General features: G+C 41.1%; 21 protein-coding genes and 1 pseudogene. 19 read left to right on the top strand and 3 right to left on the bottom strand.

Features of this window, described 5'->3' with window-relative positions; translation table 11 throughout:
* Positions 1–15 precede the first annotated feature (15 nt).
* A complete protein-coding gene (locus LI82_RS04690) occupies positions 16–804 on the bottom strand; it encodes a helix-turn-helix transcriptional regulator (protein ID WP_048193755.1) in 789 nt (262 codons plus the stop codon).
* A 330-nt stretch (positions 805–1,134) separates the two neighbouring features.
* On the opposite strand from LI82_RS04690, the gene mtbC reads away from it, so the two are divergent.
* The 7 genes and pseudogenes from mtbC (at position 1,135) to LI82_RS13035 (ending at position 7,184) form a co-directional block, all read left to right on the top strand.
* The gene (gene mtbC, locus LI82_RS04695) at positions 1,135–1,806 is read left to right on the top strand and encodes a dimethylamine corrinoid protein MtbC (RefSeq protein ID WP_048193756.1); all 672 of its coding nucleotides are present in this window, start codon (positions 1,135–1,137) and stop codon (positions 1,804–1,806) included.
* Positions 1,807–1,824: 18 nt separating this feature from the next.
* Positions 1,825–3,228 (top strand): annotated as a pseudogene (gene mtbB, locus LI82_RS04700) ([dimethylamine--corrinoid protein] Co-methyltransferase).
* 96 nt (positions 3,229–3,324) lie between these two features.
* Positions 3,325–4,827, top strand: a complete 1,503-nt coding sequence (locus LI82_RS04710; protein WP_048193759.1) for an APC family permease — start codon at positions 3,325–3,327, stop codon at positions 4,825–4,827.
* A 122-nt stretch (positions 4,828–4,949) separates the two neighbouring features.
* Positions 4,950–5,846 (top strand): GAF domain-containing protein, encoded by an 897-nt coding sequence (locus tag LI82_RS04715; RefSeq protein WP_052402720.1) that lies wholly within the window; start codon positions 4,950–4,952, stop codon positions 5,844–5,846.
* A 62-nt stretch (positions 5,847–5,908) separates the two neighbouring features.
* The gene (locus LI82_RS04720; protein WP_048193872.1) at positions 5,909–6,313 is read left to right on the top strand and encodes a response regulator; all 405 of its coding nucleotides are present in this window, start codon (positions 5,909–5,911) and stop codon (positions 6,311–6,313) included.
* Positions 6,314–6,642: 329 nt separating this feature from the next.
* Complete coding sequence (locus LI82_RS13030) at positions 6,643–6,819, top strand: hypothetical protein (RefSeq protein WP_160174941.1); 177 nt, start codon at positions 6,643–6,645, stop codon at positions 6,817–6,819.
* 212 nt (positions 6,820–7,031) lie between these two features.
* On the top strand, positions 7,032–7,184 hold the full coding sequence (locus LI82_RS13035; RefSeq protein WP_160174942.1) for a hypothetical protein: 153 nt from the start codon (positions 7,032–7,034) through the stop codon (positions 7,182–7,184).
* A 117-nt stretch (positions 7,185–7,301) separates the two neighbouring features.
* On the opposite strand, the gene LI82_RS04725 is transcribed toward LI82_RS13035, so the two are convergent.
* Positions 7,302–7,886: a hypothetical protein gene (locus tag LI82_RS04725; protein ID WP_048193760.1), complete on the bottom strand. Its 585-nt coding sequence runs from the start codon at positions 7,884–7,886 to the stop codon at positions 7,302–7,304.
* A gap of 141 nt (positions 7,887–8,027) precedes the next feature.
* On the opposite strand from LI82_RS04725, the gene LI82_RS12405 reads away from it, so the two are divergent.
* Positions 8,028–9,431 (top strand): PAS domain-containing sensor histidine kinase, encoded by a 1,404-nt coding sequence (locus tag LI82_RS12405; protein ID WP_052402724.1) that lies wholly within the window; start codon positions 8,028–8,030, stop codon positions 9,429–9,431.
* A 229-nt stretch (positions 9,432–9,660) separates the two neighbouring features.
* Here the strand turns inward: LI82_RS12405 and LI82_RS12710 are convergent, their stop codons facing one another.
* Positions 9,661–9,903, bottom strand: a complete 243-nt coding sequence (locus LI82_RS12710) for a hypothetical protein (RefSeq protein WP_236622663.1) — start codon at positions 9,901–9,903, stop codon at positions 9,661–9,663.
* Between the two features lie 535 nt (positions 9,904–10,438).
* Here LI82_RS12710 and LI82_RS12885 point away from each other — a divergent pair.
* From LI82_RS12885 to LI82_RS04775, 11 genes are all read left to right on the top strand, one after another.
* On the top strand, positions 10,439–10,648 hold the full coding sequence (locus LI82_RS12885) for a hypothetical protein (protein WP_152567532.1): 210 nt from the start codon (positions 10,439–10,441) through the stop codon (positions 10,646–10,648).
* Positions 10,645–10,830, top strand: a complete 186-nt coding sequence (locus tag LI82_RS04735; protein ID WP_048193761.1) for a hypothetical protein — start codon at positions 10,645–10,647, stop codon at positions 10,828–10,830. The genes LI82_RS12885 and LI82_RS04735 overlap by 4 nt, the downstream gene beginning before the upstream one ends.
* Positions 10,830–12,026, top strand: coding sequence for a hypothetical protein (locus LI82_RS04740; protein WP_048193762.1), 1,197 nt, complete (start codon positions 10,830–10,832; stop codon positions 12,024–12,026). Before LI82_RS04735 ends, LI82_RS04740 begins: the two co-directional genes overlap by 1 nt.
* Positions 12,016–12,486 carry a hypothetical protein gene (locus LI82_RS04745; protein WP_048193763.1) on the top strand — a complete coding sequence of 157 codons (471 nt, stop codon included), beginning with the start codon at positions 12,016–12,018 and terminating at the stop codon, positions 12,484–12,486. Before LI82_RS04740 ends, LI82_RS04745 begins: the two co-directional genes overlap by 11 nt.
* Positions 12,486–12,656 (top strand): hypothetical protein, encoded by a 171-nt coding sequence (locus LI82_RS13040; RefSeq protein WP_160174943.1) that lies wholly within the window; start codon positions 12,486–12,488, stop codon positions 12,654–12,656. The genes LI82_RS04745 and LI82_RS13040 overlap by 1 nt, the downstream gene beginning before the upstream one ends.
* 524 nt (positions 12,657–13,180) lie before the next feature.
* Complete coding sequence (locus LI82_RS04750) at positions 13,181–13,480, top strand: hypothetical protein (RefSeq protein WP_048193764.1); 300 nt, start codon at positions 13,181–13,183, stop codon at positions 13,478–13,480.
* A 63-nt stretch (positions 13,481–13,543) separates the two neighbouring features.
* The gene (locus LI82_RS04755; protein WP_048193765.1) at positions 13,544–14,608 is read left to right on the top strand and encodes a hypothetical protein; all 1,065 of its coding nucleotides are present in this window, start codon (positions 13,544–13,546) and stop codon (positions 14,606–14,608) included.
* A 2-nt stretch (positions 14,609–14,610) separates the two neighbouring features.
* Positions 14,611–14,886 carry a hypothetical protein gene (locus tag LI82_RS04760; protein ID WP_048193766.1) on the top strand — a complete coding sequence of 92 codons (276 nt, stop codon included), beginning with the start codon at positions 14,611–14,613 and terminating at the stop codon, positions 14,884–14,886.
* A 31-nt stretch (positions 14,887–14,917) separates the two neighbouring features.
* The gene (locus tag LI82_RS04765; protein ID WP_048193767.1) at positions 14,918–15,697 is read left to right on the top strand and encodes a hypothetical protein; all 780 of its coding nucleotides are present in this window, start codon (positions 14,918–14,920) and stop codon (positions 15,695–15,697) included.
* A gap of 4 nt (positions 15,698–15,701) precedes the next feature.
* Positions 15,702–16,385: a hypothetical protein gene (locus LI82_RS04770; protein ID WP_048193768.1), complete on the top strand. Its 684-nt coding sequence runs from the start codon at positions 15,702–15,704 to the stop codon at positions 16,383–16,385.
* Between the two features lie 8 nt (positions 16,386–16,393).
* On the top strand, positions 16,394–16,627 hold the full coding sequence (locus LI82_RS04775) for a hypothetical protein (RefSeq protein WP_048193769.1): 234 nt from the start codon (positions 16,394–16,396) through the stop codon (positions 16,625–16,627).
* Positions 16,628–16,629 lie beyond the last annotated feature (2 nt).

Genomic DNA, 16,629 nt, shown 5'->3' on the forward strand with positions numbered 1-16,629 from the left:
ATTGGATGTTCCTTGTTAGATGTCTTTCAATTGGCGGGATTGTTTCTGGTAGTATGAGAACAATTCATCACCCCATATGCGAGCACTATCATCAAAACTCATGAGCTTAGTGTGGTCGTACCTGCCATCCTTGTTGAAGAGGCATATGTAAGTAAAACGTTCGGTGACCGATATGGTCGTCAGTTTGATACTATCATCACAGATATGAAGTTCCGTGTTCTTGGATGATGCAAGTGACCTTAGCTGTTCAAGACAATCGTTTTTCATTCTTTCGAGGACAGAGTCAGTAAGAATAAGCTCGAACTTGATTCCTTTTTCAATAATCTCTGAAAAAAGTTCCGGGTATAGGGGGTGGAAATATGATGCAAACATCTTCACATCTTTTGATCTTGTCAGGTTCTCTGTAAATTCAACAGGAAGGTCGAACATGTGGTTCAGGTCAGGTTCTATCAGCATGCATTGTCCTAACTCGCCCAGCCTGTATGCAAGAGGTTCCGGTATTGCTGTAAGGTCACGGGTAGCCCAGTATTCCCTGTTCTCTTCTATTACTTCGAGAGTCTTTAATAAGGGACTCATGTTCTTGACAATTATCCTTCCAACATCCGAAAGTTCATACTCATCATTTTCATTCTGGATGATCATATCCTGCTCTTTGAGTATCTTTATCTGTGGCATCATTGCCTTTGACGTGACATTCAGGGAAGCTTTTATCTGATCGATATTCCTTGGTCCCTCAACGAGCAGTAAAAGAAGGTTTTTCCTTTTTTCAGAAAGCCATATTGTATCACTTAATGAGGATTTCATCGAGACTCCTCTATAAAATTCAGTATTAACATTAATGACCCTTTCGGTTGTTCCTCGGGATTAACTTCTTTTATGGGTCAAATAGTCATATTTTCAAAAAAGATGCCTTTTGATGTTGATTACTCAATTGATCTTTCATTTTACATATATACCAAAGCCTTTGGATTTTCTCACGCCTTTGGAATATCCAAAGGCAATGGTCATCTCTCATGGGCTTTTCCATTTCCAACATCAGTCGAACTTTCAACGTAAATTATGCTATATATGATTCTGGTTTTTCAATATATGGTGGTGAGGAGTAATCCTGCTACCATAATCATGTGGTAAATAATCCACAACTTTAATGGAGGTTGTAACACGACAAACGAGGAATTATTCAAAGAGCTATCCGATGCGGTAGTAAGTTGCAAGAAAGATGATGTAATAGCTGCAGTAGGCAAGGCAAAGGGCCAGGCTCCAGCAGTAGAACTTATTGACAATGGTCTTGCAGCAGGTATGAATGAAGTTGGTGTACTCTTCGAGAGAGGAAAACTCTTCCTTCCACACGTTATGATGGCAGCTGACGCAATGTCCGCTGGTGTAGAATTACTTCAGGATGAGCTTGCATCCGGAGAAGGCGGAGCCGCTAAGCTCGGGGTAATTGTAAACGGTACCGTCGAGGGTGATGTTCACGACATTGGTAAGGCAATTGTCTCAACAATGCTTCAGGCAGCAGGTTTCGAAGTTCATGATATCGGAAGGGATGTTCCACTCCAGAACTTCATTGACAAGTGCAAGGAAACCAATGCTGACATGGTCGGTCTCTCCGCACTTATGACGACAACCCTTCAGGGCCAGAAAGAAGTTATTGAACTTCTCAAGGAAAACGGCATGAGGGATAATATCAAGGTCATGGTCGGTGGTGCTCCAGCAACGGATGCATGGGCAAAGAAGATCGGTGCAGACTGCTATGCAGAAAATGCAAGTGAAGCTGTAGTAAAAGCTAAGGAATTACTTCTTTAATTTTATGGGGTTATTAAAATGGCAACAGAATATTTCTTAAGAATGGGTGACGGTGCAAAGATCTTCATGAGCAAGGAAGACATCCTTGCTGATATCAAGGCAGGTTCCGCAGATGCAGCAGACCTTGGTGACATCCCTGCACTTACCGATGACCAGATGGACAAGATGCTTGAGATCATCATCAACCCTAACAGGATCGTCGGTGTTGAGCCAGGTATGGAAGTTCCTGTAACTCACGATATAGGTTCCATCCGTATTGATGGTGACCAGGGTAACAGTGGTGTAGGTATTCCTTCCAGCAGACTGGTAGGTTCAATGATGCACGAGCGTGCATTTGGTGCAGATACAATGGAACTCGGTCACATTGACTACAGTTACAAGCCTGTGAAGCCAGTTATCTCTCAGGAACAGCAGACAATGGAAGTTTGCCAGCAGAACATGATCATTCCTATGCTCTACGGTGCAATGCCAAACATGGGTCTGTACTACACTCCTGACGGTCCATTCGAGAACCCAGGTGACCTCATGAAGGCATTCAAGATCTCTGAAGCTCAGGAATCCATCCAGCATGCTGGTGACCACGGTATTCGTGATATGGTCTGGATCATGCAGAGACTCCAGCACGTAGGTTGTGACGGTGTCAACTTCGATACCATCGGTGCAGCCGGTGATGGTGATATGTATGCATCCCTCAATGCTATCGAAGCACTGAGAAAAGAATTCCCGGGAATCTACATTGAAGCAGGTATGGCTGGAGAACTCGTTCTCGGTATGCATGGAGAGCTTGAGTATGATGGCACAACACTTGCAGGTCTGTGGCCACATCAGCAGGCACCACTTATTGCAAAGGCAGGAGCAAACGTGTTCGGTCCTGTATGTAACACCAACACCAGTAAGTCATCTGCATGGAACCTTGGTCGTTCAGTTACATTCATGAAAGCAGCTGTTGAAGCATCAACAATTCCATGTCACGTCGATATGGGTATGGGTGTCGGTGGTATCCCAATGCTTGAGACCCCACCAATCGATGCAGTTACTCGTGCAAGCAAGGCAATGGTCGAGATCGCTGGTGTCGATGGTATATAGATCGGTGTTGGCGACCCGGTGGGTATGCCAATCTCACATATCATGGCTTCCGGTATGACTGGTATCAGGGCAGCTGGTGACCTTGTTGCAAGGATGCAGTTTGACAAGAACATGAGAATCGGTGAAGCAAAGGACTTTGTTGCAAAGAAACTTGGTGTCTCAACCGCAGATCTCTCTGATGAATATGTCATGAGGGAACTCAGGGAAGAGCTCGACATTGGTGTAATCACATCAGTTCCTGGCTGTGCAAAGGGTATTGCAGCTAAGATGAATATTGAGAAACTTCTCGGTATCAACATCAACTGCTGTGACAAGTTCAGGGAAATCACAGGTTAAACTGTGTAATTTGCCGATATGGGCCTGGCGAATATCAGGTCTATTTCGGTTTTATCTTTATTTATGAATCGTTATTAAAAAGGAGTGTGATGGAATATGTCTGAAGAAAAAGGATCCGGTGTAGACTGGGCACACGCAGAGCAGTGTGCTAAAGTAGTCTGTGACGCCGGTGAACTCGAACGATCGATCGATTGGAAACAGGGACTGGCTATTGCTATTGGTGTACCTTTGTTGATCTTGCCATCTATTGGTTATTTTGCTAGTTATCTATGGTCATTTGCTATTATTGTATGGGGTCTCTCTGTTTTCCAGGGATTTATGCAGAACCTCGCTTATGGTGAACTTGCAACAACTTTCCCTAATGCATCCGGTCTGCCTGGATTTGCGCAGAACGTTTTCAAGTCACCTAATCATGAAGGAAAGTATGACAAGGGTAAATTGATCGGTGGATTCAGTGCATGGAGTTACTGGTTCGCATGGAACCCTGTACTTGCTATCTTCGCAATCCTTGTAGGTTTCTATCTTCACAGTCTGTTCCCTTCACTTGCAGCAACTTTCAGTGAGTACCAGCTTGCAATGATCGCAGGTGTTGTGATCTTCGGTGGTTTGATACTTGTTAACTACCGTGGACTTTCAAGTGGTGCGCTTGTAGGTTATATTCTTGCAGCTTTCTCACTTATTCCAATGGCAATTATTACACTGGCGCCTTATGCAACCGGTGACTTCGCAATGACTAATATCACCAGCACATGGCTGCCAACTGACTGGGCATGGGATTTCCATCATATCCTGATCTTGCTTGGTATCTTTGCAATGGCTCAGTGGAGTGCTTGTGCATGGGAAACTGCAGCTATCTATGGTCCTGAATATAAGAAGCCAGGTTCTGATGTACCAAAGGCATTGTTCTCCTGTGGTGCTATCTGTCTGGTAGCTTACGTCCTTGTACAGATGACCATTACCGGTGTACTCGGTATCGATGGTATTGCAGCTGCACCAATTGATCCAATGCTTCCACTTGCACAGGCAGCACTCGGTGATGTCGGTTCAACAGTAGCTATTGTCATGCTCATTGCAGCAATGGTATTGATCATCCAGACTGCATATCTTGGTTCCTCAAGGGCAATGCACTCAATGGCAACTGAAGGAAACCTTCCTAAAGTATTCGCAAAGACAAATGCACACGGTACTCCAATCCTTGCAATGGTCGTTATCGGTATCTTCAACCTGATCCTGATCTCAATGGGTACTCCATCAGCTATCCTTGCTGCATCAGCAATCGGATATGTTTGTGCTAACGGTATCAGTCTTTTCGCATACGTAAAGGCAAAATCAAGGCCTGACCTTGCTGGACTCGAAAGGCCATTCAAGGCACCAGCCGGATGGAAGAACGTTGCACTGTTGTTCGGTCTCTTCAACCTTCCACTCTGTCTGGTCGGTGTGATCTACCTTAACAGTGTTGAAGGCAGCTGGTTCTCAACCATTGTCGGAATATGTGTGCTTGGTCTCTATGTTCCAATGTGGTTCTACTCGCAGCACGAGGCTCATGTCGATAAGATCGCTGCTGTAAGTATGGTATCAGCAATTTCAAAGGAGAAATGATAAACAACTCCTTTATTTGTCAAGTGGTTCCCGGATATTTCCGGGTACTGCTATATTTTTAGCTATATTAATTAAAAATCTTATTTATTCAATTTATATTTTGGACTAGTGTGGGTGCTATAATGAAAGGAATCGTAAATTTACCGGATATTCAAGATGAAATGCCTGAAGTGGCATTCGTGTGGAGGTCTGAATATGGCTGGCCACTGGAATCCGTTTCAGATAATGTGTCTTTTTTCGGTTATGAACCCGATGATTTTCTAATTGGTGGCCTTTCTTATGAGGATATTATTCATCCTGCTGATCTTGAAATGGTTAGAAAAGCCCTGGAGAATTACTCTGATAGTTCCGTAGGGGGTCTGGTACAGGAATATCGGATATTGAAAGCAGATGGTGATATCAGGTGGGTCCGTGAGAAGACGCAGATCATCTATGATATGGATGGCCAAATGCAATACTTGAATGCGAAGATCGTTGATATCAATGATGAAAAACAACATGATGATTTTATGTTCATTCAGGACGAGCTGGGCAGTGATCTCAGCTGGCCTGTTAATCTGGAGGATTCAATGGATGTCCTTCTTGAGCTGACCACTCAGCTCGATGCTATTGATATTTGTGCTTTGTATGTGGTTGATGAGGTTACCGGGGGGCTGGTACTTGTGAATCATAAAGGACTTTCAAATGACTTTGTGAACAGTATCTCGTATTTTAGTGCTGATTCCGGTCAGGTGAACTTTGCACAGAAAGGCTTCCCTATATACAAACATTATTCAGAGGTCTATCCTTTCATTACGGGTCCACGGATGCAGGATGAGGGCTTGCAGGGTACTGCTATTATTCCTATTCATCATGAACACCGCTTTGTGGGATTATTGATCGCTTCATCCTCTTCTGAATTCATTATTCCTGAATGTGATCGTGACAGTCTTGATGTGATCAAGTCGTTGGCTGGTCTTATGATCAGTAATATGACGATGTCCGTAATGAGTAATGGTATGCATTACAGTACTGCATGAATGGGTATATGTTGGAGTATGGGTACGGGAACACTCTTTTTGAGATGATCTGGATAGTTAATATGGAATGTAAAAAAATAGTTGTTGTTGAAGATGAATTGATCGTTGGTATGATGATCAAGTTGAAACTTGAGAAGATGGGTTACTCTGTAGCTGGCTTTGCTTCTAAGGGCAAAGATGCCATTTCCATGGTGGGTGCGATACATCCTGATCTGATACTTATGGATATAAGATTAAAGGGTGGTATGGATGGCATCGAAACAGCGATGAGGATACGTGATTCATATAAAATTCCTATAGTGTTCATTACAGCAGATTCTTCTAAGGCTACTCGTGAACGGGCAAATCTGGCAGGTCCTCAGGGTTACCTCACGAAGCCCTTTATGGATGAAGATCTGGGAAATATTGTTCATTCTGTGTTTTACAACTCCGTGGATGGGGTGGGGGAAGTTAACGTTTCAGCCTGATTTGCGTTCAGGTTTAATCGTGGCTTCTCTTTCCTTTTCCAATCTTTTTTTATTTTTTTTATTGATGCCGTTATTTTTTGGACACTTCTGGGGTGCAACTCGTTTTTATTGTATTTTTCCACAAAGGCAATTTGCCGATATCGTCTACTTTTTTTTAGTCTTTAAAGGTATTGTCCTATCAAAAAATCGAAACCTATATATACAACATCATCTTTTAGGAAAAAACACTTCTAAATAACAAAACGAGTCGCGGTTTGTGTATATACGATACCGGTTAACTTTCAACCTCTATCGCATGCTTAGCCCCCCCTCATTGAGCGTGATAAAAAATGGTAGAAATAGAAGATGTTATTATTGGAGCTTTTGCATTTGCAGGAATAGCAACATTGATGATTTATGTACTTACAAATCCTGGTGGAATAATCCCTCTAAACCTTCAGGATGTTGCAGTTGGTTCCTTTGTCGTTTTTGCACTTAGCAAAGTGTCCTTCCTGTCAAGTCTTTGATGGTGAGGCATTTCCTCCATATGCTGGCGTATGGAGGTGTGGGTCTACACCATCGTATCTTTCTGCTTTTAATGGTCATATGCCTATATTTATTTCCTGTTTTATTTGTTATGTTATTTCGTTATAGCAATCTGGTTTTTTTAGGACGAACGGAAAATTTAAGTTATATCCTTCATTGATATGTTCGAAGATCTGTTCCGGGAGACTTCTCTATGAGTACTAATTGTTGTGATGTTTGTAAAGTCTATGAAGAATGTTCAAAGCTTGGGCTAAAAGGGACTGTGGACGATCTGAAGGACAAGAAGCTGGCAGCTTGTTTATATGCATGTGAGTTGCAGTATCGGAAAGTAACTGATGGCGAATAACTGTTCCCATCATCAAAATTCAGGTTATTGCAATATGCAGTAATATGTGCATTGCTCTTTAGTTAAGGTGCTTTAAAAAGAGTCAAGTAGCATCCCGGCGAGGTTATGATATGTGTCTTATTTCCAGTAGTTTTCCACATATGACTCTGTTTGCTGGATGTATGGTGTGAGGTATCTTAGTAAAAATGGGACTATCAGGATTGTGGCTATCACGTTTCCTGTAAACCATCTTTCAAAGGTCAGAAAGAGTTCCTCATAAGGGATAATTCCATTGATCATTAGCATGTATGTGCCCCATGAGGCACCTATGATGTTATTTAGGAAGACTGCAAAAACAAGGAAGTATGCAACATCCCTTCTTGTCTTTAGTCTTAAGTTTACTTTAAAATAGGTGAATGCAACAAGTGGTATAAGGACCTGCCATAGGTCTGCAAGGGACCATATGATATTCAATGAGGTTGGCATATCAGCAAGGATGCCTGCTCCTACAATACAACCAAGATATGCTGCCAGTGCACCTCCTAGGCCATACCACAAAGCAAAGACGATCATAAAAGCAACCGCAATATACATGTTTGATACTCCTGTTGCAGGCGAGGATGTGAAATTTACAACTGCGAATCTTGAGAGGAGTGAATTTGCCAATATCAGAAATAGGAAGATGTTCAGGTACATTGAAACAGATTCTATATTTCGTTTCATGTTTTTCTTCTCTTTCTGAATTTGTATTGTTTTATACATGTGGAATATTATGCTGCGTTAACAATGTAATGTTTATTTATAACATGTGTCTTATCCAATTCTTTATATAAAATCTTATCATTAATTTAGTGGGGTGGCAGGATGAAAATAGAGTCAGAAAATATGGATCCACTTCGTATAAAAGAGTGGTTCAAACGATCATATTCTGTTCCTGTTACAATTGTCCTGTTTTTTGTATTGGTTCTTTATCCCTCATGGCTTTATGTCATTGATTGGTTCCAGTATATAATGGTAAATGGTCTGTCTTCAACAGATCTCTCCTTTATCAAAGCTCTTTCTTTTATACTACTCCTTATGTCTGCCAATATCTCCTATATGGTATTGAGTAAGAATGTAAGTCTTTCAAGGACTGTTGAAAAGCAGGAATCTGAGCTTCATTTGCTTGATGAGAACTTCCGTAAGTTCATGGATGATGTTCCCAATGTTGCAATTCAGGGATTTGATAAGCATCTCTTTGTTCAGTATTGGAACAGTGCCAGCGAAACAATGTATGGTTATTCTAAGGAAGAAGCGATCGGTCAAAAAATGACCGACCTTATAGTTCCTATTGCCGATGCTAGTGGTCTGTTTGAAATCATTAACTCGGACAGAACCGGTCAAAAAATGGAACGATTTTGTGAAACTACTTTTTTAACAAAGAGTAAAATGAGTCTCCCTGTATTTTCCAGTTACTCAACCGTTCTGTTGCCGGAGGATCAACTGGGTATATTTTCTATGGAGATTGATCTGACTGAAAGGAAATTAATGGAAACTGAGCTTATGGTCTCAAAGGACCTGGCTGAAGCTTCGAACAATGCTAAAAGTGAATTTATATCAAATGTAAGTCATGAGCTCAGGACGCCACTGAATTCGATTATTGGTTTCTCTGATCTTCTTGTCGAGGGGGGTGTTGGGCCACTTAACGAAAAACAGGTAAAATATGCAAAGAATATCTCTTCCAGTGGTACTCATCTGCTGGGTCTTATTAATAACATACTTGATCTTTCAAAAGCTGAAGCCGGTAAAATGGAACTGTCTTATGAAAAAGTATATCTCCCTCAATTTCTCTTAGAAATGTCTGAGTTCATGGGTACGTCGGCCAGTAAAAGGGGGATAACGATCAGTACTTTGATCTCACCTGATGTTTGTGTTCTTGAAGTTGATGCCGGTAAACTCAAGCAGATTCTCTATAATCTGATCGGTAATGCCATCAAATTCTCCAATGATGGTGGGGATATATCTGTAGAGTGCCGTATGGTGCAGGATTATGTGGAGTTTGAAGTTCATGATGGTGGTATTGGGATCAAAGAAAATGATCTTGACAAGTTGTTCAAGCCATTTAGCCAGATTAATTCTTCTTCTCAAAAAAAGTATGATGGGACTGGTTTAGGTCTTTCTCTGGTCAAAAAGTTTGTTGAGCTTCATGGTGGGCATGTATGGGTCAAGAGTGAATATGGTACGTTCAGCATCTTCGGTTTTGCCATTCCGCTTGAAAATTTCGAATAAGGTAAACTCCTTTTTGACTTGTTAATGTTGATCAATTGACATTTTTCTAAAAGTCAAAATAATATCCTAGTAAATTTAGTGTTGGTCAGGTGGGTATATTGATCATGTTGATGCCTGAACTTTTCGGAAACTCTGCCAACTATAATTAAAAAAACAGCAAGTTGAAAACATGTCTCCAACAAGCCATGTATTCGATGTATGTTAATTATTATTTTGTTGAATATGTACATTAATTGTTCATTTTATTGAACATGATCCAGAATACTACTGCACCAATTATCGCACCTATTATTGCACCTGTGATCGTATAGTTAAATGATGCTTCTGCGATTGGTATCAATATCTCCTCTGTGCCGGTTAGGTCTGCTCCCCTTGTCATGACCACTCCTAATGGTAGTTTGCCTACTTGTGGAGCTTCCGGTCTTAATAAATATGCGATTAATGCGCCGATCAGCGTTCCTACTAAGGGCAATTGTGCTAATTTTCTCTGATCCATTATATCTCTCTCTCTGGCCACGTTGTCTTAATACGTATTGTAATAAATGTATGGTTCTGTGCTTAATATATTTTTGCTGCTCGAACTGTCTGGATCTGACTGATGGGCCAACTGATCTCATGATGCAATATTTAGTATCAAACACAAATTATATTTCTTCGAAGTTGAGTTCAAAAAGAGTAGAATCATAAAAAAGTTAGTGGTGCTCCGATGGGGAACTAAACCCCGTTGAGATTTAGCCCCTCGGAAACCCTGTCTACCCGATAAAACACGTTGCTTGGCCATGTTTCCGATGTAGATTTTAAAAAGCTACCATGGCCAAGTTAACATGTGTCCAGCATGCACGTGGTATCAGTTGACATGTACAAATTATGTTTTCATGTATTTATAATATTTCGTTGTCAATGTTTACTGCGTTAATTGAAACATTTATATATTATTATTTTAAATCTTTTTTTTGCTGTTGGGATTGTCCAGATTCCAGCAAGTGAATTATTTCCGATGTAGTAACATGAAATCCAATAACAATCATGTTGGCCTTGTCCGGGCTGACTTAACACCAGTAACTTTGTCCGCATTTGTAGATATTCCCTCTCAAAGGTCATTGAAGATCTCCAACGATGATCCTGATATTGTTATTCATCCCTGGGAGATCTCCAGGCCAACTTCTGAGTGCAAACTCGATCTTTTTTTGAACAACTCGAAGGGGGTGAACAATTGAAAGACCGGTACAAGGTACACGATTCTAACGGATATCAGTTTGTAACTCTTCCCAGATGGCTCATGAAGACTCTTGGAATGGCTGATAATGCTGAATGTGTCCGTTTTTCCGTGGACTTTGATGATAATGGTCCATTTGGTAAGATCGTACCTGCGAAGTATGACAGGCCAGGTGAGAACTAATGCTGCAGCTGCAGGAAATGGAGTCTCCTTCTAAATTCATGCCTTCTGAAACCTTGCTTAATACCGGCAACTTCCTTGTTCCTGGTCAAGGTAACCAACCTGATGCATGCGGTGATTTTTATTGGAGTTCTATTCGTCTGGATCAGAAAGGTGCAGGTGTGTCTGCTTCCCATTGTAAAGAAGCTGCATGTCCTGATTGCTCCTTTTTGTGGAAGCTCCAACGTGCTTTTGATTGGACTGTAAAATGTGAGGTCATGACCAAAATAACCGGTGAACATCCCTGCCGTGTCGTTGCATCCGTTCCTCGTGATCGTCGTTATACTCTGAAAGAGGTGCGTGCTCTGCGTACCAATGCCAATGCCAGGCTTTCTCGTCAGGGTGTACATTCTGCCCTTTCCATAATGCATCCCTTCCGTCTGAAATCCGATATCCTGAAGTTCGTTAAACTTCATTCTGGTTCTCGTTCCTCTTCCTCCTTCTGGAACTACATTCTCTCTGAATCCGGTATGGAAGAAATCTCTCAAGCGTTTGATTATGTCGAGTCCTGGCGTGATTGTGTAGAAGTATCTCCTCATTACCACTACTTGTGCTTCCCTGGTGATGCAATGGTAACCGGTGATGCAGAATTATTGATCCATAAACAAACCGGTGGCTATGATCAAGATAAGGTCTATGAATTGAAGACTGTTGAAGATGTTTTTAAGCATATTATGTACTTGCTTTCTCACTGTGGTATCTTGACCCATGCCGGGAAATCAAAAATAAAAGCCGTCTCCGGTTGCGGTGGTCTCTCTGATAAAGCTCAGCCCTTGAATTATGTAAGTCCTGAAGAACTCGATGCAATTCGCCAGGAAGTTTTACTTATTATCAATCAGGACCGTGAGAATAAGCTTGTTTATGATGAAGATGGTATTCTTCGTTTCTCTGCTCCTGAAGATGATGATGGTGTCCTTCGTGTCCCGATAACAGAGTTCATGACTCAGAACCACGAGTGCCGTGAGATCATCCGTGAATGGATCCGGAATGGTCCTAATGTTGAAAATAGAATGTATGTCGAGTACCTTGTAACTAAGTTATGGCAAGATATCGATTCTAAAGGTGTGTATGCCTGTCGTCAAAATATAGATGATCTTGAAGCTCCCCCGTCATCCTTCGTCTTTGAAGGTCTTGATGGAGGCCAGGAACATGAAGATTAATGCCCTTGTGGACCTTGTAGTAAGTCCCTGTGGTGATTGTGTACATTCGGATGTACTAAGGACTAAATGCGTATTTGGTGCATCTGGTCTTACTGATCTCAATGATACCCAGATGATCAAGAGTTTGAAGGGAACATATGTTCGTAAGTGCCAGGAATCTAATTGTTATTGTCAGATCTCGCATGTTGATTCTCTCGGATATCTGAAGGTTGAAAAGCCCGAAGTAAAAAAGACTCCTGTAACTCGTTCTGAACGTGCTTGGCCTATTGTTACGTTAGTTGGTGTTATCCTCAAATTGTCTACATCTGCTGATAGTGGTTTAATAACAGTTTCTGAACTCTGTGAGGCTTGTTCTTGTTATGATTTTACCCGGGATTCGATCAATGAGGTCTTGTCGCATCTGAAAAAGCGTGGTGATCTTCTTTTTGTAAGTAAGGATGAGTTCAGGATGGTGGTGTAATGAAACGTACCTGCAATATTTGTGGAGCACCTGCAAAGTATCTTGTTGTCTGTTGTTTGTGTGGTGAACGTTGTGATAAGTGTACTTGTGAGTATCCTTATGGATGTTCGCCTGTAGCTTGCGGAGAACAGGAAAAGGACTATGTTTGTAAAGAGTGCCGGAAAGGGTGATTTGATGGAGATCGGTGAATATGAACAAGAGATGATTGATAAAAGGAATCGCTTAGTTGTAGATCTTGAAGATAGATCTTTGTCCTTAACTGAACGTTATATTTTGTAACGGCGTATTCGTAATATTGATTCTGATCTGTTAGAGATTAGTGGGTTGTTTTAATTTCACATTCGTGTTACTCCTCCTTTTCTTTTTTAAATCTTAATTAGTTTTAAAAGTGTTGCGTGTTCCTGTTTTTAATTCTCCCTGGTCAGCTCATCCGTACAGCTGCAGGAAGATCCGGAACGACAATGGGACTTCAATTCGTGTTACTCTTCTTATGGTTATGCAAGTATGTTGCACTCACGTCCGGAACTGCGTTGTGAAAACAAAAAATGTCAATTCTGCCCTATCCTGCTATACCTAAGAGTGTGCTACGTATGCCTTATCCGCTTTTGTTTTTTCTATTGTCTTTTCTTAAGATTTTTCTAATATTTTGATGCTTTTATATATAGTTCGGTGTTTTTTTCATTTGGTGATCAAAATGTCTGATAAATACAATGATTATGGCTTTAGAGATGTTGTTAGAACTCGCTTATTCTCTGGTAATGTGAAGATCAGTGAGTACGATGGTGCACACAATACGCACAATGCTGAATCTACAGCACATTTCCGTACTTTGCAGTTGTCACAGTTCAACAAAAAAAAGGAGGGATATGATAACGTCCAGCTTACTATTGATGATCTTAATGTCATCGAAAGGGAACTTCCCAAGTGGCGTGCTCTCCTTCAGGAAGATCTTGCCGTTGATGAGGATCCTGTAAGTGATCCTGTTTCTGCATGATTCTTCTGATTTCTGTATCACATTCATAGATTCATCTATGGAAACCTTAACGGAGGTTAATAAATGGTAAGTAATGAAATAATGAGCCGGCGTAAGAGGGCACAGATCGGAACGATTTTGGCTGTTCTGATGATACTGCTGCCCCTGCCCGTAGGTGCTTATGTTGTTGGGAATATGAACGATTTTGGTGTTCAACAGGCCGTTTTTACTCTTAATGATGAGCCAAGTGATACTTTGTATCCTGCTGCTAATGTCGAGTATGATAATGTAAGTTCTGTGTACACATATTCAAAATACAAATCTGATGGAACTACGCTTTTAGCTAATTATATATCCGATATTGCTGCTGTAAATTTCGTATATGCGAATAGTAGCGGAAACAGTATGTATAATACAATTTCTTGGTCAGAGTCATCTGATAAGATATTCTTCTTACCTGAACAAGATGCTGATGATGCTGATGCAACTTTGACTTTTGGAACTCCTGTTTCTGAGTTTGCAAATCCAAATATTGCAGTTGTAACTACATTATCTCCAGATGATTTACTGGAATCTAGTGTAAGCTCAATGCGTTTATATTGGGAAAATAACCAGGAACTAAATCTTAGTGTTGTTGTTGGTGTTTATGATGCCGATGCTGTTCCTGCTTCTGATAATTTCGCTGGTACAACTGGCGTTGAATCAACCGGTGTAACTTCTTCAACTAATAACAATTATGAAATTGTTACCAAAGGGGATATTGTAACATCTACTAACGGCACATGGATCGATGTCGAAATTCCTGCAACTGCTTTGTTGACTGCTTCAACTTTGTATGATGATGGTTATGTTTTCATTACCTTTGTTGATGTCGATAAGTCTGCTTTGAGTGAGACAAACGGAATTGTTACTGGTGTAGAGTTCTATGGTCCGGAAAAAGCATATTCTCTTACATCTACCTGGAACGCTTGTTTAATTGCAACTGGTCTTATTGCTTTACTTGGTGCTGTCCTGGCTACTCCATATGTTGGGCTTGAATCTCTTTCAAATGATGGTGCAAATGGTCAGCGTTATAAAAAGGGTTACAATCCACGTAAGGATCCCGGAAGTAGATCTTCAAAGAAGAAATCTGGCAACAGGAGGTACTAATCATGATCAGTATTCTTTTGGTACTGTTTGCTATTGCAGCAATTGCAATCTATGCATTGACCAATTACACATCCAAGCTCGGAGCACTTGTGTCCGGATCAACTGCAGGCATTACTGGCCTTTGGGCCGATATCCAAACAAGCTTTTCAGCTATGGTATGGGAACCTGCACTTGCGGGCAATTACTATGCCATGTTTGCTCTTGCTGGTGTCTGTATCCTTGCACTTGTGATGCTTTCCAACCTGCTATTGACTGATTTTAGAAGTCCGGTGCAGTGACCGTACTTTTCCTTTTTTTGGGGTGTAAAGTATGGGTAAATGGATTGACTATCGTACTAAGCGAGGTAAGAGGATAAAAAAAGCTCGTGATACTGCTTCGAACTATGGTTCTAAAGCTGGATCAGCTGCTTCTGGTGCTGGTAGATCTGCTTGGAATGCTGGTTCGAGAGCTGGGTCATATGCTTCAAATGCTGGTCAGTCAGTTTCGAGAGCTGGGTCATATGCTTCAAATGCTGGTCAGTCAGTTTCGAGAGCTGGAAAGTATGCCTATGGTGCCGGTGAACATTATTCCAAGAAGAAATACTTTGAAGCTTCTGGGTATGGGTATGCAGGTAGGTCCACTATCAATCGTGGTGGTCGTATTGTCTCAGGAATTGCAAGAGCTACTGAAAATACTGCAGGTGCTGTATCTGGTAGCTGGACTCAGATGTCATGGAAGTTGAGAGGTCTCTTGGCGTTTGTTCTTGCATTTGCGATCTTCTTCATTCCGTTCGGTGCATTTCAGTATGCAGGATGGGGTCTGTATTTATCAATGGCTTGGATCATCAATGGTTTCTATTGGTTCATAGCCACTATCATGAATGCAATTCTCAATGTTTTCATATCTTCGATAGATACCATCTTCCAGTATGTCACTGAGCACGTAGGCGGTACTTACCAGTCTTTGGAATCATGGACGCTTACCACAGGAACACTACTGAACCCGGACAGCTTTAAACCTACTGAGTTCGATACTCGCTATCTTGCACAATGGGTTTTTGACAACTTTGGAAATGTGTTCCAGGACATGTACGACTATATTAAGCGGTGATATTATGAGTGTCACCAATTTTTCTTTTTTTAATGTTGCTTATGCTACGATTGCACCTTATCTTCTGCCTATAATAGCGGTGGTCGTTGGTCTGTTCCTGATATTATCTCTTACAACTTCTTATGTCTATACTGGGGATACGATTCAGGATCGTTTTGAATCAATGATTGATATATTCAGCAATTTCTTCGGGTCCATAATCGATTCTGTTAAAAATGGATTCAATAATGTTATGGATGCTATCAAAGGTCTGATTCCTTCCATGGATGATATTTGGGAAGGCCTGAAGGATCGTGTAATGTCATATGTTCCAGATTTGTCTGGTATCTGGGATGAAATTAAAGGCAATGTGCAAATGATGATTGATTATGCTGTTCCTACTATGAACGATATCTGGACATTCATCCAGGACAAGATCGATTCGACTTATGATTTTGTGGGTCAGACTAAGGACCAGATTGAAAATGTTGTGATGGACACTATTAACGACTACTTCATAGCAGAGGGCCTTGATCCGCTGTTTGATTGGATGGCAGATTATCAATGGAACTATAATGCCAGTCTTTTGAGTAATCTGTGGGATGGTACTGAAGCACTTACTGAAGCAATTATTCGCAGGATTCCTGGGATGGATTGGATAATAGATAATGCGACATCTATCGAGGGTTATTTGGATAAATATATTTGAGGTGGAAAATGAGAATACCAAAATTCAAATTGTTAGGTGGAATTGTCCTGGTACTTGTTGCCAGTTTTCTTCCTTCTGTTTTTTTAACTGATGTATTAAGCAGTACTACTGATACCGTCATTGGTGGTTTTAATCTCGCTGGTGTGGCTGTTCAATTTGGTGTTATCTTGATTGGTGCTGTAGGTGCAAGTATGATAAAAGATACCCTTCTTCGTGACAGGGGTAATAAACGGAGGTATTGAAT

The sequence above is a fragment of the Methanococcoides methylutens genome (assembly GCF_000765475.1).
GTDB lineage: Archaea > Halobacteriota > Methanosarcinia > Methanosarcinales > Methanosarcinaceae > Methanococcoides > Methanococcoides methylutens.